This is a genomic window from Pseudomonas sp. RP-B7 (assembly GCF_059803535.1).
This window is the reverse complement of the sequence record NZ_JAPFHC010000029.1, coordinates 1-24,940: the sequence shown is the minus strand read 5'-3', so window position 1 is coordinate 24,940 and position 24,940 is coordinate 1. Positions and strand designations below refer to the sequence as shown.

Sequence of the window (24,940 nt, the reverse complement as noted above, 5' to 3'; positions counted from 1 at the left end):
GGAGCAGCGAGAATGGGACTGACACGACGTGAAGCACTGTCGAGTATTGCTGCGGTGGGCGGTGAGCAGGCGGTCAAGGATGCGCTGGCGGCGCTGGGCCTGGGGCCTTCGTCGCACCGCCGCCCGCAACCGCTGAAACTCAAGGACGGCCTGGGGCAGGGCACCCGCGTGCTGGTGCTGGGCGCCGGGATCGCCGGGCTGGTCACAGCGCTGGAACTGAGCCGCGCCGGGTTCACTGTGCAAGTGCTGGAGGCCCGCGACCGGGTCGGCGGCCGCACCTGGACCATTCGCCATGGCGACCGTGTGGACTACAAGGACGGCCGCACGCAAACCGCCGGGTTTGATCAGGGCCACTACTTCAACGCCGGGCCTGCGCGGATTCCCAGCCAGCACCGCACGATCCTCGACTATTGCAGTGAGTTGGGGGTGCCCCTGGAAGTGCTGGTCAACAGCAGCCATGGTGCCCAGGTGCGGCCGGATCTGGAGAAACCGGCGTTCAGCGTCGGCCAGGCGCTCAACGATACGCGCGGGCACTTGTCCGGCCTGCTGGCAAAGGCCGTGCAGCGCGATGCCCTCGATGATGTGTTGAGTCGCGAGGAACGCACGCGCCTGCTGGCGTTTTTGCAGGTGTATGGCGACCTTTCGCAAGCGCTGGCATTCGAAGGCACGATTCGTTCGGGGCACCTGGACTCCCCGGCGCACCCCGGCGCGTTGCCGGCTGCGCGCAGCCCGTTGGCGCTGGATCAACTGCTGCACCCGGAGTTGTGGGGCGCGTTGCTGCACACCGAATTCCCGGAATTTTCGGCGACCATGTTCCAGCCGGTCGGCGGCATGGACCGCATCACCGATGCGTTCTACGCCCGGGTTCGCGACCACGTGCAACTCGGCGCCCAGGTGCGCCAGATCCGCCAGTTGGAAGACGGCGTGGCAGTGACGTATCACGACCAACACAGCGGCCGCGAGCAGGTGGTACGCGCCGACTACTTGATCTCGACCCTGCCATTGCCGCTGTTGGCCAAGCTGGATACCGACTTCAGCGACCCGATCAAGGCGGCCTTGCTCAGCACCCGCAGCGACCAGGCGACCAAAGTCGCGTGGCAGTCGCCGCGTTTCTGGGAGACCGACTACCGCACCTATGGCGGCCTGTCGTGGATCGAGCACCCGGCGCGGCTGCTGTGGTACCCGAGCAACGACCTCAACACCCGCGACGGTTTATTGGTGGCGGGTTATGTGACCGGCGAGGGCGCCGACCGGTTTGGCGCCACAGCCCTGGAAGAACAGTACGCCACCTCGCAAGAAGCCGTGGAGTTGCTGCACCCGGGCTATTCCAGATACCTGCGCCACCCGCTGGCGGTGTCCTGGGAACAGATCCCCTACAGCGAAGGCCCGTGGCTGCAACGCGAACACTTTGCGGCCGAGGCCAGCGCCTTGCTCGAAGCGGGTTTCGGTCGCGTGTACGTCGCCGGTGACGGCCTGGTGCAGAGCGGCGTGGGTATCTGGCAGGAATCGGCGGCGAATTCGGCGCGGCATGTGGTCGCGCAACTGGCCGAACGGATCACTGAGCAACAACACCGCGCGGCGCTTGCCGCTTCTTGAGGAACATCACCATGAGCGACAGCATTCAACGGACCAGCGTCGGCCACTTCCCGATCTCGCAGACCGTCACCGTACCGGCGTCGGCCAGCTTGATCTTCGTCAGCGGCACCTTGCCCGACCTGCACGATGCCAACGCCCCGGCGGGCACCCCAGCGGCTTACGGCAACATTGAGGTGCAGACCGTTTCAGTGTTCAACAAGATTCGCTCGATCCTGCGCCAGCAAGACCTCGACCTCGGTGACATTGTGCAGTTGCGCGTGTTTCTGGTCGGCGCCGAAGAGACCGGCGGCAAGCTTGACTTCGCCGGTTTGCAGGCGGGTTACACGCAGTTCTTCGGTACACCGGAGCAACCGAACAAACCGGCGCGCACGGCCTTGCAGGTGGTGGCACTGCCACTGCCCGGCGCCTTGGTTGAAGTCGAAGCCATCGCCGCGAGAACCCACTGACTCACTCGGTAAAAAACTGTGGGAGCGGGCTTGCTCGCGAAAGCGGTGTATCAGTCAAAGCTGTTCCAGCTGAACCACCGCATTCGCGAGCAAGCCCGCTCCCACATTTCTGATCCGGTTTCTCCAGTGATATCCATCTATTTCAGGAGCATTTTCATGTCTACAACACCCCGGCAACTCAAGTTCGGCGCCATTCTCACCGGTGTCGGCACTGCGCAGAACGAATGGCTGCACCCACAAATTCCCGGCGATGCCAGCGTCGACATCGACTGGTATCGCGCCCAGGCGCAGCAGGCGGAAGCGGCCAAGTTCGACCTGGTGTTCATCGTCGACAGCCCCTACATCACCGCGGATTCGGCGCCACATTTCCTCAATCGCCTGGAACCGTTGACCCTGCTGTCGGCCATCGCCGGCGCCACCTCGAACATCGGCCTGGTGGCGACCTTGACCACGTCCTATACCGAACCCTTCAACGTGGCGCGCCAGTTCGCGTCCCTGGACCATATCAGCGGCGGCCGTGCCGGTTGGAATGTGGTCACCACCGGCCTGGAAGGCGCCGCCGGCAACTTCGGCCGTGAGCAGCATATCGATCACACCGAGCGTTATCGCCGGGCTGCCGAGCATCTGCAGGTGGTGCAGGGCCTGTGGGACTCCTATGAAGACGACGCGTTTGTGCGTGACAAGCGCAGCAAGGTGTTCCTCGACCCGCAGCGCCAGCATCGCCTTGATCACCACGGTGAGTTTTTTTCAGTGACCGGGCCGTTGAATATTGCGCGTTCGGCCCAGGGCCAGCCGGTGATCTTCCAGGCTGGCATTTCCGAATCCGGGCGCAGCCTGGCGGCCCATTACGCCGAGGGGATCTTTGCTGGCGTGGGCAATTTCGAGGACGCCCAGGCCTACTACCGCGACATCAAACAACGCACCGCCGCTGCGGGGCGCAATCCGGATCACGTGACCATCCTGCCGGGCATCTCGCCGATCATTGCCGACACCGACGAGCAGGCCCGGGCTATCGACCGGGAACGCAACGGCGCGCTGGACCTGGACAAGGCCCTGGTGCAACTGGGGCGGCCGTTCAACTACCACGATTTCAGCCAGTACCCGCTGGACGAACCTTTCCCGGAACTGGGCGACCTGGGCAGCAACGGCTATCGTGGCCACGCGGAAAATATCAAACAAGTCGCCCGCGACCAGGGCCTGACCTTGCGCCAGGCGGCGTTGCGTTTTGCCAAGCCGTTCTCCAGTTTTGTCGGCTCGCCGCAAACCGTGGCCGATGAGATCGAGCGTTGGTTTGTGGAGGGTGCGGTGGACGGTTTTAACATCCACGTCGGTGCGCCGGATGACTTTGCGCGCTTTACCGATCAAGTGCTGCCGCTATTGCGCGCGCGCGGTTTGTTCCGCAGTGAGTACAGTCACAGCACCTTGCGCGGGCACTTGGGGTTACCGGTGCCGGTCAATCGGCATACGGCGGCGCGGGTGGTGAAGCCTTTGCAGGCGGTTGGTGCATAACTATTTCCAACGGCGTGAGCGCGGCATTTACCACCCTTTCCATTTGCCCTGTTTTTTCAGGGTGGCGATGATGTGCTCGCGCTTGTGTCGGAGTTCAACCATCTTGTGGCGCAGTTCGCGGCAGCGGTTGCTGTTGAGGATGAGTAGGCCGATCAGGGGGCTGAGAAGAGCCATGGAGTACAGGTAAATGTTGGGGGTGTACGTGATTGCGGGGAGTGAGCTCAGAAAGCACAGGCAGTAGATCCCGACATTTATCCAGACCCAATGAGCGTGACCATACAACACTTGTATTTGAGCAATAGCGAACACCACACCGATCGTCAGTCCGGAAAAAAACCAGTTGCGCAAGGTTTCTCCTTCGAGTGCCCCGCAGAGGTAGGTGACCAAAACCAGAACGCCGGTCATCGCAATTGAAAAACAGCCCGCAAGTATCCAGCCACCAATGACATGCATGTAGCGTTTGCGTAGCAGTCGAGGGTCTGTGATGTAGAAGGCTGAATAGTAGAAATCTGTTGCGCTCATGGTTTTCCAGTCTGGCGCCGGGGGCTCGTCGTAGCCCATTTTTTCCAGGATCTTTTGTGCTCGCCGTTTTTTCATTGGCGGATTTCCTCATAGAGACCGATAGCGAGTGGCTTGATGTTCCCGGACACGGCGCTACTGGTGACGCCAAATATTCCTGCCACTGAATCGCTTATGTGAGTAGCGGTGATACGTTTCATCTGTGTTGCACTGATACGTTTGGTCGCAGTGCCGGCGGCTTGCTTCAGTTTGAGTAGTTTTGTGGTCAATCGTGGGTCATTGATGCTGAGCAATTCATTATTGAGTTTTGCTCGTTCTTGTCGTGTCAGCCCTTTCAGTACCTGGCGAATTGGTTTGCCGGTTACTTGGGTACTGACATTGATTGCTTTGACTGTCGTCACGGTGGATGTCCCTATTCCAGCCAGGGCGATGCCATCCAATACTGCGACTACCGCCTGGTACCAGGCTTCATCGTCGAGACGCTCCAGTGCTTGCGGGTCAATCCATGCAGCGGTTGTTCTACCAACGCCGATCAAGCATTGGGTGACGCTCGCGGCCATGGCGGCTTTGCCGACAAACGTAAGCACCACACTGGTCCCCGCCGTAAACGGCATGAGCGTAATTCCAGTCGTAACGACGAACCAGCTCAGTACCGCTCCTGCGCATGTCACCGCAGCGATAAGCCCTTCCGCCACCCATTCCGACTCCCGCGGCTCATGCTCCAACATCCGCTTGAACTCCACCGGCCCCACCGCCCTCGGCGCTTCACGCAACACCACCTTTTTCACCTGCACACTGCACAACGCTTGAAACTCGCGCAGTGTCAGCACATTGAAATCTTCATCGATATACACCACCCCCGCACCAATCAGCGCAGGGTCGGCGTCGATGGCGCAGAACAGTCGACGCAGGTCAATGCTGCTTTCAATTCGCTGGCGCGTGGTGCGGTGGGCCGAGGGAAATCCATCTTTGAACAGGGCGGTCGTCATTCCTTAACTCCTGGGTTTTTCGGGAGTTGAGAGGTTAAAGACGCGGTGGCGCAAATGAATGTCGGAAGTTTCGGTGTTTGCCGACAGGCGCTTCCCGATCCTGCTGTGGCGGCTTGTGGCCCTCGTGTCGGATCAGGAAAAGTTCGCCCCGCGCCATTTCCGGCGCTGACTAAGGAGAGGGAGCCAACATGGCCGTCGATATGTTTTTGAAACTGGGCGATATCAAGGGCGAGTCACGGGACCAGGCGCACCGCGACGAGATCGACATCACTGAATGGGCGTGGGGGTTGTCGCAGACGGGTTCGATGCATTCGGGTACGGGGGGCGGTGCGGGCAAGGTCGATATCAACAACCTGAACCTGAGCAAACCGCTGGATAAATCCAGCCCCAACCTGATGATGGCCTGCGCCAGCGGCAAACATTACCCCGAGGCGCGGTTGGTGGTGCGCAAGGCGGGCGGCTCCAGCCCGGTGGAGTACTTGGTGATTACGTTGAAGGAAGTCATGGTGGTGTCTTACAGCACCAGCGCAGAAAGCAAGGATGATCTGCTCTACGACCGCATCGCCTTGAATTTCGCCACCGTGGATGTCAGCTACCAGCCGCAGAAGGCCGACGGTGCCAAGGACGGTGGGCCGGTGAAGTTTGGGTGGAATATCCGGCAGAACGTAAAGGCCTGACACCTCACCGCGTGCCCGGATACCGCGTCTGCATCACTATCGACAACGCATCCGGGCGCCAGAATTGACAACTAATTTTCCAGGTGCAACGCCTGTTGCTTGAGCTGGCGCTTGCGTTCGAAGGGCAGTTTTTCCTGGTCGCCATAGGGCGCGCTGTACCAGTTGCCGTAGGTCGGGTTGGGCAGCAGGAACCAGCGCTGGCCGAGCCAGGCCACGTACGGTGCGGCGGCCTTGCGTTGGTCGGCCAGGGTGTTGTGTTCGGCCTGCACGAAGTCGCCGAAGGAATCCCCGGCCAGCATCAGCACGCGGGCATGGCTGGCGACCCATTGGCGTCGGCAGTTCTTACCGTAGCCAGCCTGTTCGCAGCCGCCGGTCGGGGTGCTGGCGGCCAGCACCTGTTCGTTGTGCGCCACCGGAAAACCGCGCAGGCGCAGGTTGTTGACCGTGGCCTGGACCTGGCTGTGTTCGCGGTTGGTGATGTAGTAGACGGTGATGCCTTTCTTGTCCGCCGCCTGCAAGAACTCAACGGCACCCGGCAGGGCCTGGGCCTTGGCCTGGTCGACCCAGGTGTTCCAGCGGTCGTAGGAGTAGACCTGGTTGGTGAGGATGTCCCGCGCATTGAGCGGCACGTTGTCGAGCACGGTTTCGTCGATGTCGACCACCACGGCCGGCGGCAAACCGGCGAGGTCTCGCGGCGGCAGGGCCAGGGCGTCCCAGGTCGGGTCGGCCAGGGCAGTATCCAGCTGGCGCGTGGCGCTGGCGAAGACCTGGCGGTAAATCAGCTCGTGCTCGATCGACGTTTGCGTCCACAGCACTGCGTCCAGCTGGTCGTTCGCGGGTGGTTGCTGCTGGCAGCCGATCAGGGCGGTGGAAAGCAGGCACACGCCGGAAAACATCAGATTACGCATGAACAATCAGCCTCGAAATTTTAAGGTGGCGGACAACCGCGCCGTGCAACAGGTGGCCGTCGTTTGCGGATTCACCCTCGTCGCGCCAGTACAGTAGCGTAATCGCCGACCCAGGTGGTGTCGCGCAACTGATCGAACTGGCGCAGTTGCTGGCGGATCGCGTGCACGATGGCGTTTGCCAGCCGATCACCACGTGTAGCTAAAACATGCCCATGAAGCTCAGGCCCGGTACGCCGACCGAGGCAAAGTCGTAAGCGTATTTCACCTGCCAGGTGGTCTCGCGCCCCCCCAGCGCGGGCAAGCACTTAGGGGTGCCGCCAGAGGGGGTGCAGGTTTGCGTCAATCACCCAATGCGGTTGGCCGGGTGTGACCCGTGTACCACCTACCCACCGCTCATGGCTGGCATGCTCCAGCCAATACGCTTGCCCATCGAGCACCGCCCGGCCCAATTCGGTCAGCGCCAATCCTGCTGGAGTTTCCGTCAGCAAGGGTTCGGCCCCATCGATCAACGGCCGCAACAGCGCATAAAACATCATGTCCCCCAGGAACGGCAGCGGTTCGCGCTTGGCCATCAACTCGGCAAACACCCGGCCCGCAGGTTTTGGCCCGGCTTCGGCAAGGTAGCTCAGGGTCAGGCGCTCGGTCAGCGACAAGCCATCGCGGGCGCCGGGCAACTCCTGCAACTGCCGCAGCAATGCGGGCGCCAAAAACGGCAGGGCCGGGTGAGTGCCGTGAGCCAGCTGCGCCCATTTGATCGGCGCGCTGTCGCAATACGCGGCCCACGTTTGTTTGGCCAGTTGCACGGCCTGCTCATCGATCAAGCGCCGTTGCGGCCACAGCCATGCAAGCAGGTCGGGCGCCAATTGGCCGATACCGATAAAGCGCTGCACACCGGGTATGCGGTCAACCTCGATCAGCTCCAGTTTCTTTGGCACCCGCTCCAGGCCTGCCAATGCACGAATCAGGAACAGTTGGTCGTAAGCGTCGGCTTCGCACCACAGCACGCTGTGTTCGGCGTGGGCCAAGGCTTCCAGTTGCAGGTATTCGTCGGCCAGCCGGCGCGTGGCCTCGTTCTGGTCCAGGGCAAACGCCTGGCTGATAAAGGCCGCGCGCAGGGCCTGGTAATCGTCAGTGGGCAGGTCGCGCACCGGGCCCATGCACAATGGGTCGCTGAGCATCTGGAACCGGCCCTTGAACCCGGCCAGCTGCAGGCTGTGGGCGATGTCATTGCCGCAGCGCCAGTGGGTGGTGCGGGCTTCATCGCTGGCGGCAAAGTCGGGGTGGCGGGCGGCGAAGTCGATGGCGTCGATATGGGCCTTGAGCTTGGGCCAACTGCTGAAGCCCAGTCTCTTGGCGATCGCCCATTGCGCCTGGGACAGGGTGGCGCTGGAGTCTTGGGCTTTGAGGCGCGCCAGCAGTTCCTTGGCGCGCTTGCGCTGTTGCTCAAGGTTGAGACGACCGTCGGTGTTGAAGTGCTGGGACATACGAGCTCCTTGTCTGAACCTTGTCCGCTTTAAGGTCGGGAGTCGTAGAAAAATAAGGGTGTTGCAGTGTCCTGGGCGCAGCCCTTTCCGCGGAAGGTGGCGTAGAAGGCGCCAGGCGAGGAATATAGGCAGGATCGTCGGGGTGTGCAACACGCTGATCGATCAAGATTCAGGGGTGGGAGCGGGCTTGCTCGCGAGTGCGGCGTGTCAGATACAGGCTCAGTGGCTGAGCCAGCGCTTTCGCGGGCAAGCCCGCTCCCACATTTTGACCCCGTATAGCCCGTGGGGCACCATTGCGCTTAACCGAATCGAAAGGAACCCCGCGTCCATGAGCGCACTGATCGAAACCCGCGCCCTCACGCGCATGGACGAGCGCCGCCAGGTGCCGTTGCTCCAGCCCACCGATTTTATCTTGAACGCAGCCGATCGTGTCTCCATCACCGGTTCCTCCGGCTCTGGCAAAAGTGTCTTCCTGCGCGCCTTGGCCCTGCTGGACGCGCCCAGTTCCGGGCAAATCCTGTGGAACGGCCAACCGATCAGCAACGCCGAGATTCCCCATTACCGTTGCCATGTCAGCTACCTGTCCCAGCGCCCGGCGTTGCTCGAAGGCACGGTGGAAGACAACCTGCGCTTCCCGTTCAGCCTCAAGACCTCGCGCAATCGCAGCTTCGACCTGGGCGCGGTTACCACCCTGTTGGGCCACGCTGGCAAGGCAGCGGATTTTCTGTCGAAGAACGCCGCTGACCTATCGGGTGGCGAATCCCAGGTCGTCTCGCTGATCCGCACCCTGCAACTCAATCCCGAGGTGCTGCTGCTGGATGAGCCTACCGCCGCCCTCGATCCCACCTCGTCCCGCGAAGTGGAAGCGCTGATTGACGCCTGGTTCTGCGCCGACAAGTCCCGTGCCTGCATCTGGGTTTCCCATGATCTCGAGCAGGCGCAGCGCATGAGCAACATCCACCTGCACATGAACGCGGGCGTTCTGAGCGGAGCCACCCAGCCATGAACTACCAGAACCTCACGGCCCTCGACCTGGGCATCGCGGCCTCGCTGATCCTGATCAACGGCGCGCTGTCGCTGCTGCTGCGCCTGGGCCTGGGCCGCCAACTGCTATGGGCGGCAGTGCGCACCGTGGTGCAACTGCTGGCCATCGGTTATCTGTTGGGCTGGGTGTTCGAGTTCGCCTACTGGTACGTGGTGCTGCCGTTGATGTGCGCCATGACCTTGATCGCCGGCATCTCTGCCGCCGGGCGCGGGCGGCGCACGTACAAGGGGCAGCGGGTCGACAGCATATTGTCGGTGTGGGGCAGCTCGTGGCTGGTCACGGCGGTGGGGCTGTTCGCGGTGATCCGTATCCACCCGTGGTACGAACCGCAGTACGCGATCCCGATCCTCGGGATGATCCTTGGCAACACCCTGACCGGCGTGTCCTTGGGCATCGAGCGCATGACCCAGGAACTGACCTCGGGGCGCAACACCATCGAAATGATCCTGGCCCTCGGCGGCTCACGCTGGGAAGCCGCCCAGGACGCCATCCGCCAAGCCGTGCGCGCGGGCATGATCCCGACGCTGAACCAGATGACCGTCGTCGGCATCGTCAGCCTGCCCGGCATGATGACCGGCCAGGTCCTGGCAGGAGAAAGCCCGGCGGATGCGGTGCGGTATCAGATCGTGATCATGTTCCTGATTGCCGCATCATCGGCGCTGGGCACGGTGGGGGCGGTGCTGTTGACGTATCGACGGTTGTTTTCGGTGGGGCATCGGTTTTTGCGGGAGCGGCTCGAAGAGCGGTGAGGGCAAGGCCGCTCCCACAGCGGATCAGGATTGCCGAGCATCCGACACCCCAAAATCCAACACCACTTTCATCGCCTGACTCTTGTCCGCCGCCAGCTCAAACGCTTGCACCGCCTGGCCAAATGGCACGGTGTGGGAGATCACCGGGGTGACGTCGATGATCCGGCGGTTGAGCAGGTCCACGGCCTGGGCGAACTCAGGATGGAAGCGGAAGGTGCCGCGCAGGTCGATTTCGCGGCTGACCAGCAGGTTGAGTGGCAGGGTGACGTCGCCGCCCAGGCCGACGGTGACCAGCACACCCCGTGGCGCGATGCATTCCAGGCCGTTGCGCAGGGCCTGGGCGCTGCCGGAGACTTCGAACATCACGTCGAAATAGCCCTTTTGCGCGGTGTAGCGTTTGAGCGCATCGGCACCGTCGGCGATGTTGTGGGTGCGCGTGGCGCCCATTTTTTCGGCGCAGGCGAGGGCGCTGGTGGACAAGTCCACCGCGACGATTTCAGCGGCACCGGCGGCGCGCAGGCTGGCGATCAGCAAGTTGCCGATGGGCCCGCAGCCGGTCACCAGCACGCGTTTGCCGAACACGGCACCGGCGCGCTGGATCGCGTGCAACCCCACGGACAATGGCTCGGCCAAGGCGCCTTCGGCCAGGCTGACGCCGTCGGCGAGCAGGTGGGCCTGATGGGTCTCGATCACCAGGCTCTGGCGAAACGCGCCCTGGATATGCGGGAAGGGCATCGCGCTGCCGTAGAAGCGCATGCCCAGGCAATGGTTGGGCAGGCCCTGGTGACAATAGCGGCAAGCGCCGCACGGGCGCGAGGGTGATACCGCGATCCGCTGGCCAACCTTGAACGTGCCGGCGTCGCTGCCCACGGCATCGATCACCGCCGAGACTTCATGCCCGAGCACCATCGGCTCGCGCAGGCGCACGGTGCCGAAGCCGCCGTGCTGGTAGTAATGCAGGTCCGAGCCGCAGATACCGCCCCGGGCGATGCGCACGCGCAACTGGTCGGGGGCGAGGGCCTGGGGTTCGTCCTGGGGCTCGACCCGCAGGTCTTTCGAAGCGTGGCAGACAATGGCGTGCATGAGATTCTCCAAAATTACAGCTGCGCGGTGATGCCACCGTCGACATACAGGATATGACCGTTGACGAAACTGGCCGCATCGCTGGCCAGGAACACCGCCGCTCCGGCCAGTTCGGCCACGTCACCCCAGCGTCGGCTCGGCGTGCGTTGCACCAGCCAGTCGCTGAACTCGGGGTTGGCCACCAGGTTGGCGTTCAACTCGGTCTTGAAATAGCCGGGGCCGATGCCGTTGACCGTCAGCCCATGGGGGCCCCAATCGATGGCCATGCCCTTGGTCAGCATCTTCAGTGCGCCCTTGCTCGCCGCATACGGCGCGATCCCGGGGCGGCCCAGCTCACTCTGCACCGAGCAGATATTGATGATGCGCCCCTGCTTGCGCGCAATCATCACCCGCGCCACCGCCTGGCCGACCAGAAACGCACTGTCGAGGTTGGTGCTGAGCAGTTCGCGCCAGTGCTGTTCGCTGTAGTCTTCCAGCGGCCCGCGCCGTTGCATGCCGGCGTTGTTGACCAGGATGTCCAGCGGGCCGAGACGCGCTTCAATATCGGTCACGGCGGCCTGGATCGCCGCGCTGTCAGTCACATCAAACGCCTGGGTGTGCACCTCCAGGCCTTCCAAGGTGAGCATGGCCGCCGCATCGCACAGGGTGCCGCGGTTGCGCCCGTTGAGCACCACCCGCGCACCCGCCTGGGCCAGGCCACGGGCAATCGCCAGGCCGATACCGGCGCTGGAGCCGGTGACCAGCGCGAGGCGGCCATCGAGGCGGAAGTTGTCTAGAACGTTTTGCATGGGATCACTCTCCTAACGCTTCACACCACCAACGACAGCAGCATGATGAACCCCAGGGCGGCGAAGGAGAGCACGGTCTCCATCAGCGTCCAGGTCTTGAAGGTTTCGACGACGGTCATGTTGAAGTACTGCTTCACCAGCCAGAAACCGGCGTCGTTGACATGGGACAGCACCAGCGAACCGGCGCCGGTGGCGAGCACCAGCAACTCGCGGTTGACGCCAGGCAGCAAGCCGATCACCGGGGCGACGATGCCCGCGCCGGTGATGGTGGCGACAGTGGCAGAGCCGGTCGCAACGCGAATCACCGCCGCCACCAGCCACGCCAGCAGAATCGGCGAAATCTCGGCACGCACCGCCATGTGCCCGATCACATCACCTACGCCGCTGGCTACCAGCATCTGTTTGAAACCACCACCGGCGCCGACGATCAGCACAATCGCAGCAGTGGGCGCGAGGCTGGCATCCAGCAGTTTGCTCAGGTGTTCGCGCGAGAAACCCCGCGCCGCGCCAAAGGTGTAGAACGCCAGCAGCAAGGCCGCGAGCAGGGCGGTGATGGGGTGGCCGATAAAGTCCATCCACACCCGCAAGCTGCTGTCGGCGGCAAAGGCCACGTCGGCGAAGGTTTTGAGCAGCATCAGCACCACAGGCAACAGGATGGTGGTGACGGTGATACCAAAGCCCGGCAGGTTTTCACCGGAGGATTCCTTGGCCAACTGTTCCATCAATTCCGGCGACGGCGTGCCGGGCACATAGCGCGAGATCAGGTTGCCAAACAGCGGCCCGGCGATCACCGCGGTGGGCAGGCCGACGATCAGCCCGTAGAAAATCGTCTTGCCGATGTCTGCGCCGAAGATGCCGATGGCCAACAACGGGCCTGGATGGGGCGGCACCAGCCCGTGCACCACCGACAACCCGGCCAGCAGCGGCATGCCGACCTTGATCAGCGACAGCCCGGTGCGCCGCGCCACGATGAACACCAGTGGGATCAGCAGCACAAAGCCGATTTCAAAAAACAGTGGAATGCCCACCAGGAACGCCGAAAACATCATCGCCCAGTGCACCCGCCGCTTGCCGAAGGCACGGATCAGGGTGCGAGCGATCTGGTCGGCGCCGCCGGAATCGGCCATCAACTTGCCGAGCATGGTGCCCAGGCCAAGGATGATGCCGACAAACCCCAGTACGCCGCCAAAACCGTCCTGGAAGGCTTTCATCACCTTGTCCACGGGCATGCCGGAGGTGAGGCCCAAGAAGCCTGCGGCCACGGTCAGGGCAACAAAGGGGTGGACCTTGAGGTGGGTGATCAACAATATCAATCCGATAATCGTGACCAGTGCATCGAGTAGCAGATAAGTGTCGTTAGCCATGCCGAGCATGGTGCCTCCTTGTTCTCATTGTTATAGGCCAAGCCCTGTCATATCGTGTATGACCGGGTGTTACTTCAACGCAGGGGCGCGGCAGCGTCCAATTTTCATTTGTGATGGGCTGATCAATATTCGTGATAACCATGGAAAATTTATGGAGCTGAAGCACTTGCGCGCCTTTGTGGTGCTTGCCCAGGAGCTGCATTTCGGCCGTGCGGCGGCGCAGTTGGCGATCGTGCAGCCCGCGCTGAGCATGCAGATCAAAGTGCTGGAAAGTGGCCTGGGCGTGCGCTTGCTGGACCGCAATCGCCACTCGGTGACCTTGACCGACGCCGGCCGCGCGTTTCTGCCGGAAGCCCAGGCCACCCTGCACCAGGCGGCGCGGGCGGCGGATGCGGCGCGGGCGTCCAATCGCGGTGAAATCGGCCGGGTGCGCCTGGGTTTTGTGTCGTCGGTGCTGCCGCACCTGTTGCCCCAGTTGATCCGCGCGGTGCATCAGCGCTACCCGCGCATCGAACTGGAACTCAAGGACATGCCCGGCCCCGATCAGGCTGCGGCGCTGAAGCAGGGCCTGCTGGATTTCGGCCTGATGCGCCTGCCCGCCGCCCACCCCGGGGTGCAGACCCGAGCGGTGCTGCACGAGCATTTCTGCGTGGCCTTGCCGGTGGATCATCCCTTGGCGGCACAAGCGTCGATCCACCCCGGCGACCTGCTCCAGGTGCCGGTGTACATCCTGGCGCGACGTTATGCGCCGGGCTTCTACGACGAGTTTATCCAGGCCGTGGGCATGCCCTTGCAGATCGCCTCCGAGCTGGGGGAGTTCACCACCATGCTCGCACTGGTCTCCGCCGGGCTGGGCGTGGGGGTGTTGCCGCAGCAGGCGGCGCGGGCGCTGCCGGCCAATTGCGTGGCGCGCCAGTTGCAGTTGGGGACGTTCCAGGCCACCACCGGCCTGGCCTGGACCGAGTTGGACAGCGCGGTCAAGACCACCTTGTTCAACCTGATTGTGGAATTGTTTGGCGAATGATTGTTTCGCCGGGTGAAATGCTGGATTGTGAATCCTGGTGATTCCAACGATCCGGGGCGCGGTGGAACATGTGTGGCGTCGATTACCCCTTTTTGGAGCCTTTCATGTCCCAGCCTGCGATCAAACTGTATGGTTTCCCGTTGTCCGGCCACTCCCATCGAGTCGAGCTGATGCTGTCCCTGCTGGGCTTGCCCACCGAATTCATCCTGGTGGACCTCAAGCACGGCGCACACAAGGCGCCGGACTTCCTCGCCACGATCAACAGTTTTGGCCAGGTACCGGCCATCGATGACAACGGCACGGTACTGGCCGACTCCAATGCGATCCTGGTGTACCTCGCCAGTCGATATGGCAAAGGCCAATGGCTGCCCAGCGATCCGGTGGGCCAGGCCCGTGTGCAGCGTTGGTTGTCGGCGGCTGCCGGTCAACTGCATGTCGGTCCGGCTTCTGCGCGTTTGGCGGTGGTGTTTGGCGCCCAGATCGATACGGTTGACGCTATCAGCCGCGCCCATGCCTTGCTGCAGCTGGTGGAGCAGCAACTGAGCCAAAGCCGCTTCCTCGCCAGCGACCAGCCGAGCATCGCCGATATTGCCTTCTACACCTATATCGCCCATGCGCCGGAAGGCAATGTGTCGCTGGCCGACTACCCTCAGGTGCGCGCCTGGCTGGCCAGCATCGAGGCGTTGCCAGGTTTTGTCGGCATGCCGCGCACGGCGGCCGGCCTACAACAGGCTTGAAGTCGACACCTTTGGCGAGGCAGCAAGTGTGTAAGCTACAGAAGGATCAACAATGGATCGATTCCACGAAATGCAGGTGTTCCTCGCGGTGGCCGAGGAGCAGGGCTTCGCCGCCGCCGCACGCCGCTTGAACACCTCGCCACCGAGCGTGACGCGGGCCATCGCCGCCATGGAGGCGCGCATTGGCACGCAATTGCTGGCGCGTACCACACGCAGCCTTCACCTGACCGAGGCGGGCCAGCGTTATCTGGAAGACTGTCGGCGCATCCTGGCCGAACTGGATGAAGCCGAAGAGGCTGCGGCGGGCAGTTATTCGATCCCCTGTGGCCACCTCACGGTGACCGCGCCGGTGCTGTTTGGCGAACTTTATGTGGCGCCGGTGCTGGGGGCGTATCTGGACCGTTTTCCCTTGGTCACGATCAACGCGCTGCTGGTCGACCGCGTGGTCAACATGACCGACGAAGGTGTCGACGTGGCCGTGCGCATCGGTCATCTGCACGAACCGGGGCAGCAGGCGATCCAGGTCGGTGAAGTGCGGCGCGTGGTGTGTGCGGCGCCGGGGTACCTGGACAGGCATGGGCGGCCGTCGCATCCGGCGCAGTTGCGTGACGCTCAGATCGCCACGTCGTCGTCCAGCCAATTGGTCAGTGAGTGGACGTTTGTCGACGCCGGCCAGCCGCTCAGCGTGCCCATCGAGCCGCGCCTGGTGGTTTCGGCCAATAACGCCGCGATCAACCTGGCGCGGCTCGGCTGGGGCGTGACGCGGGTGTTGTCGTATCAAGTCGCGGCGCTGGTGGAAGCGGGGGAACTGGAGATCGTGCTGCAAGCCTTTGAACCGGCGCCGCTGCCGATCCAGGTGGTGTTCCAGAAGAGCGCCCGGGTGCCGGCCAAGGTCCTCAGCTTTGTGGATTTTCTTGGCGAGCGCCTGGGCCAGGACGCCGCCCTGAACCGGCGCAATTGATGGAGCGCTATCGCGACATGCAGCTGTTCGCTGCGCTGGCCGGGCAGCCGAGCCTGGCGTCGGCGGCGCGCAGGGCTCAGGTCTCGGGCCCGACCCTGGTACGCGCGGTTGCACGTTTGGAAGCGCGCCTGCGCGTGGCATTGCTTGAGCGCAGCACCCAGGGAGTGAGCCTCACCGACGCCGGCCGCGCCTACCTGGCTGACTGCTTGCGCCTGCTCGCCGCCGTGGACGCCGCCGAGGCATCGGCCAAGGGCTTGCATGTGCAGGCCCAGGGCAATCTGCGGGTGTTCCTGCCGTTGCTGTTCAGCCGGTATGTGATGGCGCCGGTGTTGGCCGACTATCTGCAGCGCTATCCCGAGGTGCGCCTCAATGCCCGCTACCACGACTATTACCCCAACCTGCACGAAGAGGGGCTGGACGTGGCGATCCTTGTTGGTGAACTGCCCAGCTCGTCACTGATCGCCCGGCCGCTGGGGCAGGTGCGGCAGATCCTCTGTGCCAGCCCCGACTACCTCAACGCCCACGGCGAACCCCGGCATCCGCGAGACCTCAAGCAGCATCGGCTGATCGCCAATGCCGAGCAGGTGGATTGGGGGTTTCCCGGCTACCCGCTCAAGACTCGCGCACGCTTGAGTTGCGCCACCGTGCAAGGCGCGATCAATGCGGCGCTGCAGGGTGCAGGCCTGGTGCGCTGCCTGAGCTATCCGTTGCACGAGCACCTGCATAACGGCCAATTGCGCCGGGTGTTGCAGGCGTATGAGCAGGCACCGTTGCCAGTGCACGTGGTGTACCGCGAAGGCCGCAACGCATCGATGCGCGTGCGCAGTTTTGTCGATCACTGTGTTGCGGCATTGCGCGAGCATCCGGCATTTCAGCTGGCGTAATAGTGGATTGCCTGGGGTGGTGATTCCCTCGCAGGCGAGAGGGGCGCAGCATCGGCACATACAACCTGAGGTGCTCGCCATGAACCCGATCGAACATTCCCCCTGGCATGCCGGTGAACGGCAGATGCAAGCCGCCGTTGGCGTGGCCGACCGCATGGCGGTGGTCGGGCCCAAGGTGATCCGTGACCACTTGCCGGAGCAACACCGAGATTTTTATCCGTTGTTGCCCTACCTGCTGCTGGGCGTGGTGGATGCGCAGGGCATCCCGTGGGCGACGATGGTGGAAGGCGCGCCGGGGTTCGCCCACTCGCCGGACCCGCAGACCTTGCAGGTCGACAGCCTGCCGCCCCTGAACGACCCGGCCCGCGCGGGGTTTTATCCAGGGGCGGCGGTGGGGGTGCTGGGGATCGATCTCAACACCCGGCGCCGCAACCGCATGAACGGACGGATTGGCAGCCTTGATCACGAGGGTTTCTCGGTGGCGGTGGCGCACTCGTTCGGTAACTGTCCCAAGTACATCCAGGTGCGCCCGGTCGATGGGGTTGCGCGCAAACCCGGCGTACAGAGCGAGCGCTCCGACAGCCTGGATGAGCGCGCACAAACGCTGATCCGCAACGCCGACACCTTCTTCGTCGCCAGCTACGTGGACACCGATGGCGAACGCTCGGTGGACGTCTCTCACCGTGGCGGCAACACCGGCTTCGTGCGGGTCGAGGGAGACGTGCTGACCATCCCCGACTTTGCCGGCAACCTGTTCTTCAACACGCTGGGCAACTTGCAGCTGAACCCGGTGGCGGGGTTGTTGTTTATCGACTTTGAATCCGGGGACGTGCTGCAGGTGGCCGGGCGCACCGCGCTGATTCTCGACGGGCCGCAGGTGGCAGAGTTCGAGGGCGCGCAACGCTTGTGGACGCTGACCGTGGAACATGTGGTCAAGCGCCCGGCGGCGTTGGCGTTGCGCTGGCAGTTTGCAGAGTTTTCGCCGTTCAGTCTGGGAACGGGGCGTTGGTAGCCTGGACGTCGCCACAACCCAGCCCCCACCCCAATGCCATGTAGTGAGCGGGCTTGCCCGCGCTGGGTGGCGAAGCCGCCCCAAATCCAGGCACCTCGGTCTTCCCAGATAGATCGCGGCGTACCGTTTGGGGCGGCTTCGCCCCCCAGCGCGTGGCAAGCCCGCTCACTACCAAAGATGGGGGTCAGTAGCGGATCATCACCGATTTGAGCTCGGTGTAATCCTCAATGAATGCTGCGCCAAACTCCCGCCCAACCCCCGAGGACCGGTTGCCGCCAAACGGCACCGCCGGGTCGAGCAGGGTGTGCATGTTCACCCACAACGTCCCTGCGTTGATCGCCGGGACCATGCGCAGGGCCTTGCCCAGGTCGTTGGTCCACAGGCTGGCGCTGAGGCCGTAGGGGCCTCTGTTCATCAGTGCGAGCAGTTCGTCTTCGTCGTCATAAGGCAAAAAGGTCGCGATGGGGCCGAAGGTTTCTTCGTTGAGCAGGGTGTCGTGGGCATGGTTGGCGAGGATCACGGTAGGTTCGATGTAGCAGCCGGGACGGTCGAGCAGGGTGCCGCCATGGATGATGGTGTTGTGTTCGGCGCGGGCCTGGGCGATGTAGCCGAGTAGTTTGAGTTGGTGTTGATGGTGCGTGACCGGGCCGAATTCGGTGCGTTCGTCCAGGGGCGAGCCGATGGTCAGGCGGCTGAGACGCTGCTTGAGTTTTTCCAATACGGCATCGAGCTGCGAGCGATGCACGTAGAAACGCTCGGCCGCTGCGCAGATTTGCCCGGCGTGCAGGAAACCGGCTTCGAAGATGCCGTCCACGGCCTTGTCCACGTCCACATCGCGCAGGAACCCGGCGGCATTCTTGCCGCCCAGTTCCAGGGTGGCACGGGTCAGGCCGGCACCCATGGCACTGCGGCCCACGGCGATGCCGGTGGGCACCGAGCCGGTGAAGGAAACTTTGTGGGTGTCTGGGTGTTCCACCAGGCCCTTGCCGACGTGGCCGCCGCCGGTCAGCACGTTGAGCACGCCAGCCGGCAGCCCGGCGTCAATCGCCAGCTCGGCGATGCGCAGGATGGTCAGCGGGGTGAATTCGCTGGGCTTGATGATGATGCTGCAACCGGTGACCAGCGCCGAGGCGAGTTTCCAGATGGCGATCATGGTCGAGAAATTCCACGGCACGATGCCCACCACCACGCCCACCGGCTCGCGCAGGGTGAAGGCGGTGTAGCGCTCGCCGTTGAACGAGGGCAGTGACGGGGTGATGGTCTGGCCGCTGATCTTGGTGGCCCAACCCGCGTAATAGCGCAGGAAGTGCGCGGCCTGGTCGACCTCGAACGCACGGGCGATCTGGATGATCTTGCCTGACTGGCAGGTCTCGATCTGCGCCAGTTCTTCGCGGTTGCGCTCCAGCAGGTCGGCGAGCTTGAGCAGTACCTGGCCGCGTGTTGCCGGGGCGGCCTGGGACCATTGCGCGAAGCCGCGATTGGCCGAAGCCACGGCGGCGTCGATGTCGCTGAGGTCGGCATCGGCCACGTGGGCAATGACCTCGCCGTTGGCCGGGTTGACCACGGCCAGGGTCTGGCTGGAATGGCTGCGCACGCTGGCGCCGTCGATGAACAGCCCGTGGTCGCGACGCAAAAATGCTTCGACTTGAGACAGCAGCGGAGTATCGCTCATGGCAGGTTCCTGGCAGTTCACAAAGGAAAGGCCGAGGTTAACCAACGGCCCCCCTTGGTGGCTTGACTGTGCCTGCCAGGTTTCCTGCCTGTGCCTGCCTGCGCCGTTCAGAACGGCACGGCGACCACCAACTGGCTGTAGACGTTGGTGCCGTTGCCACCGACCTGGTTGCCGCCGGTCTCGGCATCCTTGTTGGGCTTATACAGGCCCAGCAACGGCGTGATGACCAGGTGCTCGTTCACCGCCCATTCGGCGTACAGGTCCAGCTCGCGGCCATCCAGGTTCAACTGGCCACGGGTGCTGACGGTGCTGTAGTCGAAAAACAGCGCACCGAGGGTGAGGTTTTCCCGCGGCTTGAGCTTGAGCCCCACGTGCTGCACCGTCGTATTGGTGTTGAACGGCCCGGAATAGTTGCCCGCCACTTCGCCCTGGACCCAGGTGCCCAGGCCGCGATTGAAACCGCTGAACATCGCGTCCCAGTTCTTCGAATAGCGTGCGTAGCGGTAGGTCAGGTCGGGTGACCACGGCAGGTCGGCGAAGGTATAGCCCGCTTCGGCGTAACCGGCGTTTTGCTGGCTGTCGCGACGGTCCTGGCGCGCCAGTTCAAACGCCAGGTGCGCGTTGTCGATGCCCGCATTGCCCGCGCCGCGCAGGCTGTAGAGGTTCATGCCCTTGCGCTGGCGCTGTACATCGGTGGCGTAGCGCTCGTCCACATCGATGCCATGCATATAGGTGAGCCCCAGGGTACCGGGTGCAGCGCTGTACTCCAGAGTGCCGGCGGCCATTTCGGTCATGGCCTGGGCCGGGTTGTCGGACTTGAACCACAGCAGGCTGCCGTGCACGCCGTCCTTGCCGCCGAGGCGGAGCACGGCGGTCTTGTCGAAGGCGTGCCGCGCGGCGATGTAGTAGGCGCCGCCGCGATTGAACTGGCCATCGCCGACGCCTTTGCCGAGGTTGGGGCCGTCGTCGTTGAGGATGAAACCGTCACCCAGCATCAGCACTTGGCGGCCGAACGACAGGTCCACGCCGTCCTTGCCCAGTACCGGGAACAGCTCACCGGAGCGCCAGCCGGCGAAGGCTTCGTCAAACTTGGTGGTGCGCTCGCGGCCGGTGGTGACGCCGGACGCGTCGCCATCGCCCCAGGTGCCGGAACTCACCAGATTCGCCGTGCCGTAGGCGCCACCAAAGCTGCCCAGGTTCTGCTCGACACTCAGGCCGTACTTGATGAACGCTTCACGCCAGGTGGAACCACCGCTGCGGCCATCATAGTTTTTCGGGCTGTTGAACAGGCCGTACACGGCGAGGAAGTTGCCGGTGACTTTGCTGTCGGCATCGGCATACAGCTCGACCGCCTGCGCATGGCTCGCCAGCAGCGCGAACGCCAGGCCAAGGCCGCGATTTTTCAGGGTGTGCACCATTGTTATTGTCCCCATCTTGGTTAAGAGTGAGGGCGCATTAGGGCCAGCGCGCAGGCGTAAGTCTTTCCTCTGCGTGCCAGGCAATTGACCCTGGCCGCCACGCCGCCCGCGGTGGCAGGCAGCAACAAAAGCGGCGGCAGACAGGGGCAAGACGCTCGACACGGGTGGGGCGCAGAGTGCCGACACATTCCAGAAAACCGCTTTCGAGGACCCCACCATGTCGAGCAATGACCGACTCACCGCGCACCTCAACCGGGGCACGGTAGGTTTCCCCACCGCGCTGGCCAGTACCATCGGCCTGATCATGGCCAGCCCGGTGATTCTCACCGCCACCATGGGCTTCGGCATCGGCGGCAGCGCGTTTGCCCTGGCGATGCTGATCGCCGTGATAATGATGCTGGCCCAGGCCACGACCTTTGCCGAAGCCGCCGCCATCCTGCCCACCACCGGCTCGGTGTACGACTACATCAACTGCGGCATGGGGCGTTTTTTCGCGATCACCGGCACCTTGTCCGCCTACCTGATCGTGCATGTGTTTGCCGGCACGGCCGAGACCATCCTCGCCGGGGTGATGGCGCTGGTGAACTTCGAACACCTCAATACCCTGGCCGAGTCGGCCGGTGGCTCGTGGCTGCTGGGGGTGGGGTTCGTGCTGGTGTTCGGCGTGCTGAACGCGTTTGGTGTCAGCGCGTTTGGCCGTGCGGAAATCATCCTCACCTTTGGCATGTGGACCACCCTGATGGTCTTCGGCGTCCTTGGCCTGATTGCCGCGCCGGCGGTGCAGTTGGACGGCTGGTTCGGTGTGTCGCTGGTGGGCACCGACGTGATCACCGTGCTGTCGCTGGTGGGCATGGCGATGTTCATGTTTGTCGGCTGCGAATTTGTCACGCCGTTGGCGCCGGACTTGCGCCAGTCGGCCAAGGTGATGCCGCGCGCGATGATGCTCGGGCTGATGGGCGTGGCGTCGTGCATGTTCATCTATGGCGCGGCGATGAAGCGCCAGGTGGAAAACGTAGTGCTCGACGCCGCCTCGGGCGTGCACCTGCTGGACACCCCGATGGCCATCCCCAGGTTCGCCGAGCAGGTGATGGGGCAGGTCGGCCCGCTGTGGCTGGGCATCGGGTTTCTGTTTGCCGGTGCGGCGACCATCAACACCCTGATGGCGGGCGTGCCGCGGATTCTCTACGGCATGGCGGTGGACGGCGCGCTGCCCAAGGTCTTTACCTATTTGCACCCGCGCTTCAAGACGCCGCTGCTGTGCATCCTGGCAGCGATGCTGATCCCGTGCCTGCACGCGCTGTATCTGGGCGGCAACACCGACACCATCATGCACTTGGTGCTGGCGGCGGTGTGTGCCTGGAGCTTTGCCTACCTGCTGGTGACGCTGTCGGTGGTGATCCTGCGCATTCGTCGCCCGGATCTGCCACGGGCGTACCGCTCGCCGTGGTTCCCGCTGCCGCAGATCGTGTCGAGCGCGGGCATCCTGCTGGGCATGTGGTTCATCACGCCACCGGGGATGAACCCGGCCGACATCTACGTGCCGTTCGGCGTGATGCTCGGCGGTACGGCGCTGTATGCGTTGTTCTGGACCCTGGTGGTGCAGAGGGTCAACCCGTTCAAGCCCGCCTCGGTAGAAGAGGTGTTGGCCAAGGAATTCAGTTATCACGCGGAGCAGGCTGGCCATGGTTATAGCGACTTTGCGGCAAAAGCTGTTTGAGCTGTTTCGCGCTGATCGAGCGCCGTCGGGCTATCGCCCGGGGCTGACCCTTGAGCGTTTGCGGCGCAACCTCGGGCTGGCGCAGCTTGAGGTGGATGGCGTGGCGTTCGAGATTGTCGAGCGCACCGAATCACAGTTGTTGATGCACCTGGTGCTGACCGAATTTGTACTGCGCGTGCCTGCTGCGACACAGGGCATGGCATGCCTGGAGGTGCACCATGGCGGCGCGATTCGGCGCAGCGGGATGCGCGTGCGTCAGCGTGGCGGTGACCCGACGCTGGGGCGTGAACTGCAGGCGTGCATCGAGGCGGATGCGGCGTTGTTCGCGGCGCTGATGCCCCTGGACTTCAAGCGCCTGCGCATCGGCCTGCAAGGCGGGCAATGGTGCGTGCGCCTGGAGCATATGGGCGGCAGTGAGGTGGTCAATCGCCTGCCGGCGTTCCGGCGGTACATCGCGTTGAGCGCTGTGCAGCGCGAGCATCTGCTCGCCAGCCTGGCGGGCCTGCAACGGCTGTTGTCGAGCCGCTGATTGGCATCATTAGTGCAACCGTAATGGGCAGACAGGTTGTTGTTGCGCGCATATAGCTAACATGTTAACTATTGCCCGAGAACAACAAAAAGAAGCCATTGCGGAGACACCCCATGAGCATCCCTCAGCGTGCGCACGACGGGCTGGACACTTGGAATCGGGAGCTGCGCGCCGCGTGCGGCTATTTCGATACGGAACTGGCGTTCAACCGCTCGCTGTTCATCGGCGAGATCAGCAACTTGCCGCGCGGCCTTGCCATGCTGCGCACCAATGCCGGGCTGATCAAGCGCCCGGCGCACCACGCCGACCACGACAACGACCAGGACTGTTTCCTGGTCAGCCAGCGCAGCGGTTACTCGCAGATCGTACAGAACGGCCAGACCCTGCAACTGGCGCCTGGCGAGATGCTGCTGATGGACTCGGTGGGCTCCATTGAGATCATCCCCTTCGGCCTGATCGAACACGCCTCGCTGTCCCTGTCGCGTGCCGATGTGTGCAAACACCTGGGTGGCGATGGGCGTGCGTTCGGCAAGATCTCCTCGACCAAAGCCTGCGGGCGCATGTTGCATGTGTTGATGGATCAACTGTGCAAGGACAACTCAGAGGATGGCGGCGGTGAAGTCGAGGCGCTGCAATCGGCTTTTGTCTCGCTGCTGGGCTCGGCGTTGGAGCAGGGCGATGACGGCCGCGAGGGCGTGGCGTCGTTGCAGGGCAACAACCTGCGCAGTTATGTACAGAAGGTCATTGACGAGTCACTCAGCCAACCGGGCCTGAGCCCGATCGGCCTGGCCAACCGCTTGAACATCTCGGTGCGCCACTTGTACCGGTTGTTTGAGGAGCAGGACGACAGCGTCTGCCGCTACATCCAGCGCGCACGGCTCAAACGCAGCGCGGATGATTTGACCAACCCGTTCTTGCGCAGCGAGTCGATCACCTCGATCGCCTACAAATGGGGCTTTACCGACTCGGCGCATTTCAGTCGTTCGTTCAAGAAGCAGTTTGAAGTGTCGCCGAAGGATTTCCGTTCGAGCCGGATGCAGGCGGCGGGCTAGACCGGGGCATTTGTAAGGCGCCGTAGTGAGCGGGCTTGCCCGCGCTGGGTGGCGCAGCCGCCCCAACAAGACCGCTGCGGGGTTTCAGGAGGACCGCGGCGCCTGGGTTTGGGGCGGCTGCGCCCCCCAGCGCGGGGCAAGCCCGCTCACTACAGACTTATTTGGTCACTATGTGGGGCTGGTTGGCTGTAAATCGCTGGCTAGTGTTAATGCTCTTAGGGACTTTGCCCAGGAGCAACGGATTGCGCTGAACACCTCAAACCCATCGTCTGCGTCACGGCCGCTGCTCGGAGCACGGACGCAGCTACCTCATCACTATTGTCACTCACCACCGCCAGCGCTTGTTCACCGACCTGTTCCTCGGTCGCCTACTGGTGGCCGAGTTCCGCCAGGTGCGCGAGCTTGGTCTGGTCGACTCGCTGGCGTGGGTCATCATGCCTGATCATCTTCATTGGCTGTTTGAGTTAAAGCAGCAGACGCTGGGCGACGTGGTACGTCGTATCAAGTCGCGCAGTACGCTGACGATCAACAGGTGTCGACAAAGCCAAGCGCGTGTATGGCAACCCGGTTATTACGATAGGGCTGTGCGTGTGGAGGATGATATTCGCACTATGGCGCGTTATATCGTGGCCAACCCGTTGCGGGCTGATTTGGTTGAACACCTAGGCGACTATTCACTCTGGGACGCCACCTGGCTCTGATTGTAGTGAGCGGGCTTGCCCCGGTACAAACCGGGGACATCGTTTACATATCTAACCGGGGACATGGTTTACAGGT

At 63.3% G+C, this 24,940-nt stretch carries 25 protein-coding genes; 15 read left to right on the top strand and 10 right to left on the bottom strand.

Annotation, left to right across the window (positions count from 1 at the left end; genetic code table 11):
- Positions 1-12 precede the first annotated feature (12 nt).
- From OPU96_RS22375 to OPU96_RS22365, 3 genes are all read left to right on the top strand, one after another.
- On the top strand, positions 13-1,596 hold the full coding sequence (locus OPU96_RS22375; protein ID WP_498559700.1) for a flavin monoamine oxidase family protein: 1,584 nt from the start codon (positions 13-15) through the stop codon (positions 1,594-1,596).
- A gap of 11 nt (positions 1,597-1,607) precedes the next feature.
- Complete coding sequence (locus OPU96_RS22370; protein WP_498559699.1) at positions 1,608-2,042, top strand: RidA family protein; 435 nt, start codon at positions 1,608-1,610, stop codon at positions 2,040-2,042.
- A gap of 156 nt (positions 2,043-2,198) precedes the next feature.
- Complete coding sequence (locus OPU96_RS22365; RefSeq protein ID WP_498559698.1) at positions 2,199-3,551, top strand: LLM class flavin-dependent oxidoreductase; 1,353 nt, start codon at positions 2,199-2,201, stop codon at positions 3,549-3,551.
- A 27-nt stretch (positions 3,552-3,578) separates the two neighbouring features.
- Here the strand turns inward: OPU96_RS22365 and OPU96_RS22360 are convergent, their stop codons facing one another.
- Entirely contained in the window at positions 3,579-4,148 is a 570-nt protein-coding gene (locus OPU96_RS22360) for a hypothetical protein (protein ID WP_498559697.1), read from the bottom strand.
- Positions 4,145-5,059, bottom strand: coding sequence for an Ssp4 family T6SS effector (gene ssp4 / locus OPU96_RS22355; protein ID WP_498559696.1), 915 nt, complete (start codon positions 5,057-5,059; stop codon positions 4,145-4,147). The genes OPU96_RS22360 and ssp4 overlap by 4 nt, the downstream gene beginning before the upstream one ends.
- Before the next feature lie 188 nt (positions 5,060-5,247).
- Between ssp4 and OPU96_RS22350 the strand changes: the two genes are divergently transcribed.
- Positions 5,248-5,736, top strand: a complete 489-nt coding sequence (locus OPU96_RS22350) for an Hcp family type VI secretion system effector (RefSeq protein ID WP_192296768.1) — start codon at positions 5,248-5,250, stop codon at positions 5,734-5,736.
- Between the two features lie 71 nt (positions 5,737-5,807).
- Here OPU96_RS22350 and OPU96_RS22345 read toward each other — a convergent pair whose 3' ends face one another.
- From OPU96_RS22345 to OPU96_RS22335, 3 genes are all read right to left on the bottom strand, one after another.
- Complete coding sequence (locus OPU96_RS22345) at positions 5,808-6,644, bottom strand: HAD family acid phosphatase (RefSeq protein WP_305391198.1); 837 nt, start codon at positions 6,642-6,644, stop codon at positions 5,808-5,810.
- Positions 6,645-6,843: 199 nt separating this feature from the next.
- Positions 6,844-6,945 carry an OprD family outer membrane porin gene (locus OPU96_RS22340; protein WP_226455161.1) on the bottom strand — a complete coding sequence of 34 codons (102 nt, stop codon included), beginning with the start codon at positions 6,943-6,945 and terminating at the stop codon, positions 6,844-6,846.
- A 4-nt stretch (positions 6,946-6,949) separates the two neighbouring features.
- Complete coding sequence (locus OPU96_RS22335) at positions 6,950-8,128, bottom strand: DUF1835 domain-containing protein (RefSeq protein ID WP_498559695.1); 1,179 nt, start codon at positions 8,126-8,128, stop codon at positions 6,950-6,952.
- A gap of 328 nt (positions 8,129-8,456) precedes the next feature.
- On the opposite strand from OPU96_RS22335, the gene OPU96_RS22330 reads away from it, so the two are divergent.
- Together OPU96_RS22330 and OPU96_RS22325 are read left to right on the top strand one after the other, a co-directional pair.
- A complete protein-coding gene (locus tag OPU96_RS22330; protein WP_226455163.1) occupies positions 8,457-9,134 on the top strand; it encodes an ABC transporter ATP-binding protein in 678 nt (225 codons plus the stop codon).
- Positions 9,131-9,922 (top strand): ABC transporter permease, encoded by a 792-nt coding sequence (locus tag OPU96_RS22325; RefSeq protein ID WP_192296764.1) that lies wholly within the window; start codon positions 9,131-9,133, stop codon positions 9,920-9,922. Before OPU96_RS22330 ends, OPU96_RS22325 begins: the two co-directional genes overlap by 4 nt.
- 24 nt (positions 9,923-9,946) lie before the next feature.
- On the opposite strand, the gene OPU96_RS22320 is transcribed toward OPU96_RS22325, so the two are convergent.
- The 3 genes from OPU96_RS22320 to OPU96_RS22310 are packed head-to-tail and all read right to left on the bottom strand — an operon-like array spanning position 9,947 to position 13,166.
- Positions 9,947-11,005 (bottom strand): L-idonate 5-dehydrogenase, encoded by a 1,059-nt coding sequence (locus OPU96_RS22320; RefSeq protein ID WP_498559694.1) that lies wholly within the window; start codon positions 11,003-11,005, stop codon positions 9,947-9,949.
- A 14-nt stretch (positions 11,006-11,019) separates the two neighbouring features.
- On the bottom strand, positions 11,020-11,793 hold the full coding sequence (locus tag OPU96_RS22315) for a glucose 1-dehydrogenase (protein ID WP_305391193.1): 774 nt from the start codon (positions 11,791-11,793) through the stop codon (positions 11,020-11,022).
- 20 nt (positions 11,794-11,813) lie between these two features.
- Entirely contained in the window at positions 11,814-13,166 is a 1,353-nt protein-coding gene (locus OPU96_RS22310) for a GntP family permease (protein ID WP_192296759.1), read from the bottom strand.
- Between the two features lie 142 nt (positions 13,167-13,308).
- Between OPU96_RS22310 and OPU96_RS22305 the strand changes: the two genes are divergently transcribed.
- From OPU96_RS22305 to OPU96_RS22285, 5 genes are all read left to right on the top strand, one after another.
- On the top strand, positions 13,309-14,181 hold the full coding sequence (locus OPU96_RS22305; RefSeq protein WP_305391192.1) for a LysR family transcriptional regulator: 873 nt from the start codon (positions 13,309-13,311) through the stop codon (positions 14,179-14,181).
- 104 nt (positions 14,182-14,285) lie between these two features.
- Positions 14,286-14,918, top strand: coding sequence for a glutathione S-transferase family protein (locus OPU96_RS22300; RefSeq protein ID WP_192296757.1), 633 nt, complete (start codon positions 14,286-14,288; stop codon positions 14,916-14,918).
- A gap of 52 nt (positions 14,919-14,970) precedes the next feature.
- Positions 14,971-15,879 carry a LysR family transcriptional regulator gene (locus tag OPU96_RS22295; protein ID WP_226455169.1) on the top strand — a complete coding sequence of 303 codons (909 nt, stop codon included), beginning with the start codon at positions 14,971-14,973 and terminating at the stop codon, positions 15,877-15,879.
- Positions 15,879-16,763 (top strand): LysR family transcriptional regulator, encoded by an 885-nt coding sequence (locus OPU96_RS22290; protein ID WP_498559693.1) that lies wholly within the window; start codon positions 15,879-15,881, stop codon positions 16,761-16,763. The genes OPU96_RS22295 and OPU96_RS22290 overlap by 1 nt, the downstream gene beginning before the upstream one ends.
- Before the next feature lie 79 nt (positions 16,764-16,842).
- Positions 16,843-17,775, top strand: a complete 933-nt coding sequence (locus OPU96_RS22285; protein ID WP_498559692.1) for a flavin-nucleotide-binding protein — start codon at positions 16,843-16,845, stop codon at positions 17,773-17,775.
- Between the two features lie 184 nt (positions 17,776-17,959).
- Here OPU96_RS22285 and OPU96_RS22280 read toward each other — a convergent pair whose 3' ends face one another.
- Together OPU96_RS22280 and OPU96_RS22275 are read right to left on the bottom strand one after the other, a co-directional pair.
- Positions 17,960-19,447 carry an aldehyde dehydrogenase family protein gene (locus tag OPU96_RS22280; RefSeq protein ID WP_498559691.1) on the bottom strand — a complete coding sequence of 496 codons (1,488 nt, stop codon included), beginning with the start codon at positions 19,445-19,447 and terminating at the stop codon, positions 17,960-17,962.
- Positions 19,448-19,554: 107 nt separating this feature from the next.
- Positions 19,555-20,865 carry an alginate export family protein gene (locus OPU96_RS22275; protein ID WP_498559690.1) on the bottom strand — a complete coding sequence of 437 codons (1,311 nt, stop codon included), beginning with the start codon at positions 20,863-20,865 and terminating at the stop codon, positions 19,555-19,557.
- 217 nt (positions 20,866-21,082) lie between these two features.
- Here OPU96_RS22275 and OPU96_RS22270 point away from each other — a divergent pair, with 217 nt between their 5' ends.
- The 4 genes from OPU96_RS22270 (at position 21,083) to OPU96_RS22255 (ending at position 24,864) form a co-directional block, all read left to right on the top strand.
- On the top strand, positions 21,083-22,582 hold the full coding sequence (locus OPU96_RS22270; protein WP_498559689.1) for an APC family permease: 1,500 nt from the start codon (positions 21,083-21,085) through the stop codon (positions 22,580-22,582).
- On the top strand, positions 22,548-23,111 hold the full coding sequence (locus OPU96_RS22265) for a DUF3156 family protein (RefSeq protein WP_226455174.1): 564 nt from the start codon (positions 22,548-22,550) through the stop codon (positions 23,109-23,111). Before OPU96_RS22270 ends, OPU96_RS22265 begins: the two co-directional genes overlap by 35 nt.
- 113 nt (positions 23,112-23,224) lie before the next feature.
- Complete coding sequence (gene feaR, locus OPU96_RS22260; protein WP_226455175.1) at positions 23,225-24,163, top strand: transcriptional regulator FeaR; 939 nt, start codon at positions 23,225-23,227, stop codon at positions 24,161-24,163.
- 269 nt (positions 24,164-24,432) lie between these two features.
- Positions 24,433-24,864, top strand: a complete 432-nt coding sequence (locus tag OPU96_RS22255) for an REP-associated tyrosine transposase (RefSeq protein WP_498559725.1) — start codon at positions 24,433-24,435, stop codon at positions 24,862-24,864.
- Positions 24,865-24,940 lie beyond the last annotated feature (76 nt).

Excerpts from the sequence above, each read along its gene's own strand:
- feaR (WP_226455175.1), top strand. The coding sequence starts at position 23,225 with ATGAGCATCCCTCAGCGTGCGCACGACGGGCTGGACACTTGGAATCGG.
- OPU96_RS22295 (WP_226455169.1), top strand. The coding sequence starts at position 14,971 with ATGGATCGATTCCACGAAATGCAGGTGTTCCTCGCGGTGGCCGAGGAG.
- OPU96_RS22280 (WP_498559691.1), bottom strand. The coding sequence starts at position 19,447 with ATGAGCGATACTCCGCTGCTGTCTCAAGTCGAAGCATTTTTGCGTCGC.
- OPU96_RS22265 (WP_226455174.1), top strand. The coding sequence starts at position 22,548 with ATGGTTATAGCGACTTTGCGGCAAAAGCTGTTTGAGCTGTTTCGCGCT.
- OPU96_RS22315 (WP_305391193.1), bottom strand. The coding sequence starts at position 11,793 with ATGCAAAACGTTCTAGACAACTTCCGCCTCGATGGCCGCCTCGCGCTG.
- OPU96_RS22375 (WP_498559700.1), top strand. The coding sequence starts at position 13 with ATGGGACTGACACGACGTGAAGCACTGTCGAGTATTGCTGCGGTGGGC.
- OPU96_RS22365 (WP_498559698.1), top strand. The coding sequence starts at position 2,199 with ATGTCTACAACACCCCGGCAACTCAAGTTCGGCGCCATTCTCACCGGT.
- OPU96_RS22330 (WP_226455163.1), top strand. The coding sequence starts at position 8,457 with ATGAGCGCACTGATCGAAACCCGCGCCCTCACGCGCATGGACGAGCGC.
- OPU96_RS22275 (WP_498559690.1), bottom strand. The coding sequence starts at position 20,865 with ATGGTGCACACCCTGAAAAATCGCGGCCTTGGCCTGGCGTTCGCGCTG.
- OPU96_RS22310 (WP_192296759.1), bottom strand. The coding sequence starts at position 13,166 with ATGCTCGGCATGGCTAACGACACTTATCTGCTACTCGATGCACTGGTC.
- ssp4 (WP_498559696.1), bottom strand. The coding sequence starts at position 5,059 with ATGACGACCGCCCTGTTCAAAGATGGATTTCCCTCGGCCCACCGCACC.
- OPU96_RS22345 (WP_305391198.1), bottom strand. The coding sequence starts at position 6,644 with ATGCGTAATCTGATGTTTTCCGGCGTGTGCCTGCTTTCCACCGCCCTG.
- OPU96_RS22360 (WP_498559697.1), bottom strand. The coding sequence starts at position 4,148 with ATGAAAAAACGGCGAGCACAAAAGATCCTGGAAAAAATGGGCTACGAC.
- OPU96_RS22320 (WP_498559694.1), bottom strand. The coding sequence starts at position 11,005 with ATGCACGCCATTGTCTGCCACGCTTCGAAAGACCTGCGGGTCGAGCCC.
- OPU96_RS22350 (WP_192296768.1), top strand. The coding sequence starts at position 5,248 with ATGGCCGTCGATATGTTTTTGAAACTGGGCGATATCAAGGGCGAGTCA.
- OPU96_RS22285 (WP_498559692.1), top strand. The coding sequence starts at position 16,843 with ATGAACCCGATCGAACATTCCCCCTGGCATGCCGGTGAACGGCAGATG.
- OPU96_RS22335 (WP_498559695.1), bottom strand. The coding sequence starts at position 8,128 with ATGTCCCAGCACTTCAACACCGACGGTCGTCTCAACCTTGAGCAACAG.
- OPU96_RS22290 (WP_498559693.1), top strand. The coding sequence starts at position 15,879 with ATGGAGCGCTATCGCGACATGCAGCTGTTCGCTGCGCTGGCCGGGCAG.
- OPU96_RS22300 (WP_192296757.1), top strand. The coding sequence starts at position 14,286 with ATGTCCCAGCCTGCGATCAAACTGTATGGTTTCCCGTTGTCCGGCCAC.
- OPU96_RS22270 (WP_498559689.1), top strand. The coding sequence starts at position 21,083 with ATGTCGAGCAATGACCGACTCACCGCGCACCTCAACCGGGGCACGGTA.
- OPU96_RS22325 (WP_192296764.1), top strand. The coding sequence starts at position 9,131 with ATGAACTACCAGAACCTCACGGCCCTCGACCTGGGCATCGCGGCCTCG.
- OPU96_RS22305 (WP_305391192.1), top strand. The coding sequence starts at position 13,309 with ATGGAGCTGAAGCACTTGCGCGCCTTTGTGGTGCTTGCCCAGGAGCTG.
- OPU96_RS22370 (WP_498559699.1), top strand. The coding sequence starts at position 1,608 with ATGAGCGACAGCATTCAACGGACCAGCGTCGGCCACTTCCCGATCTCG.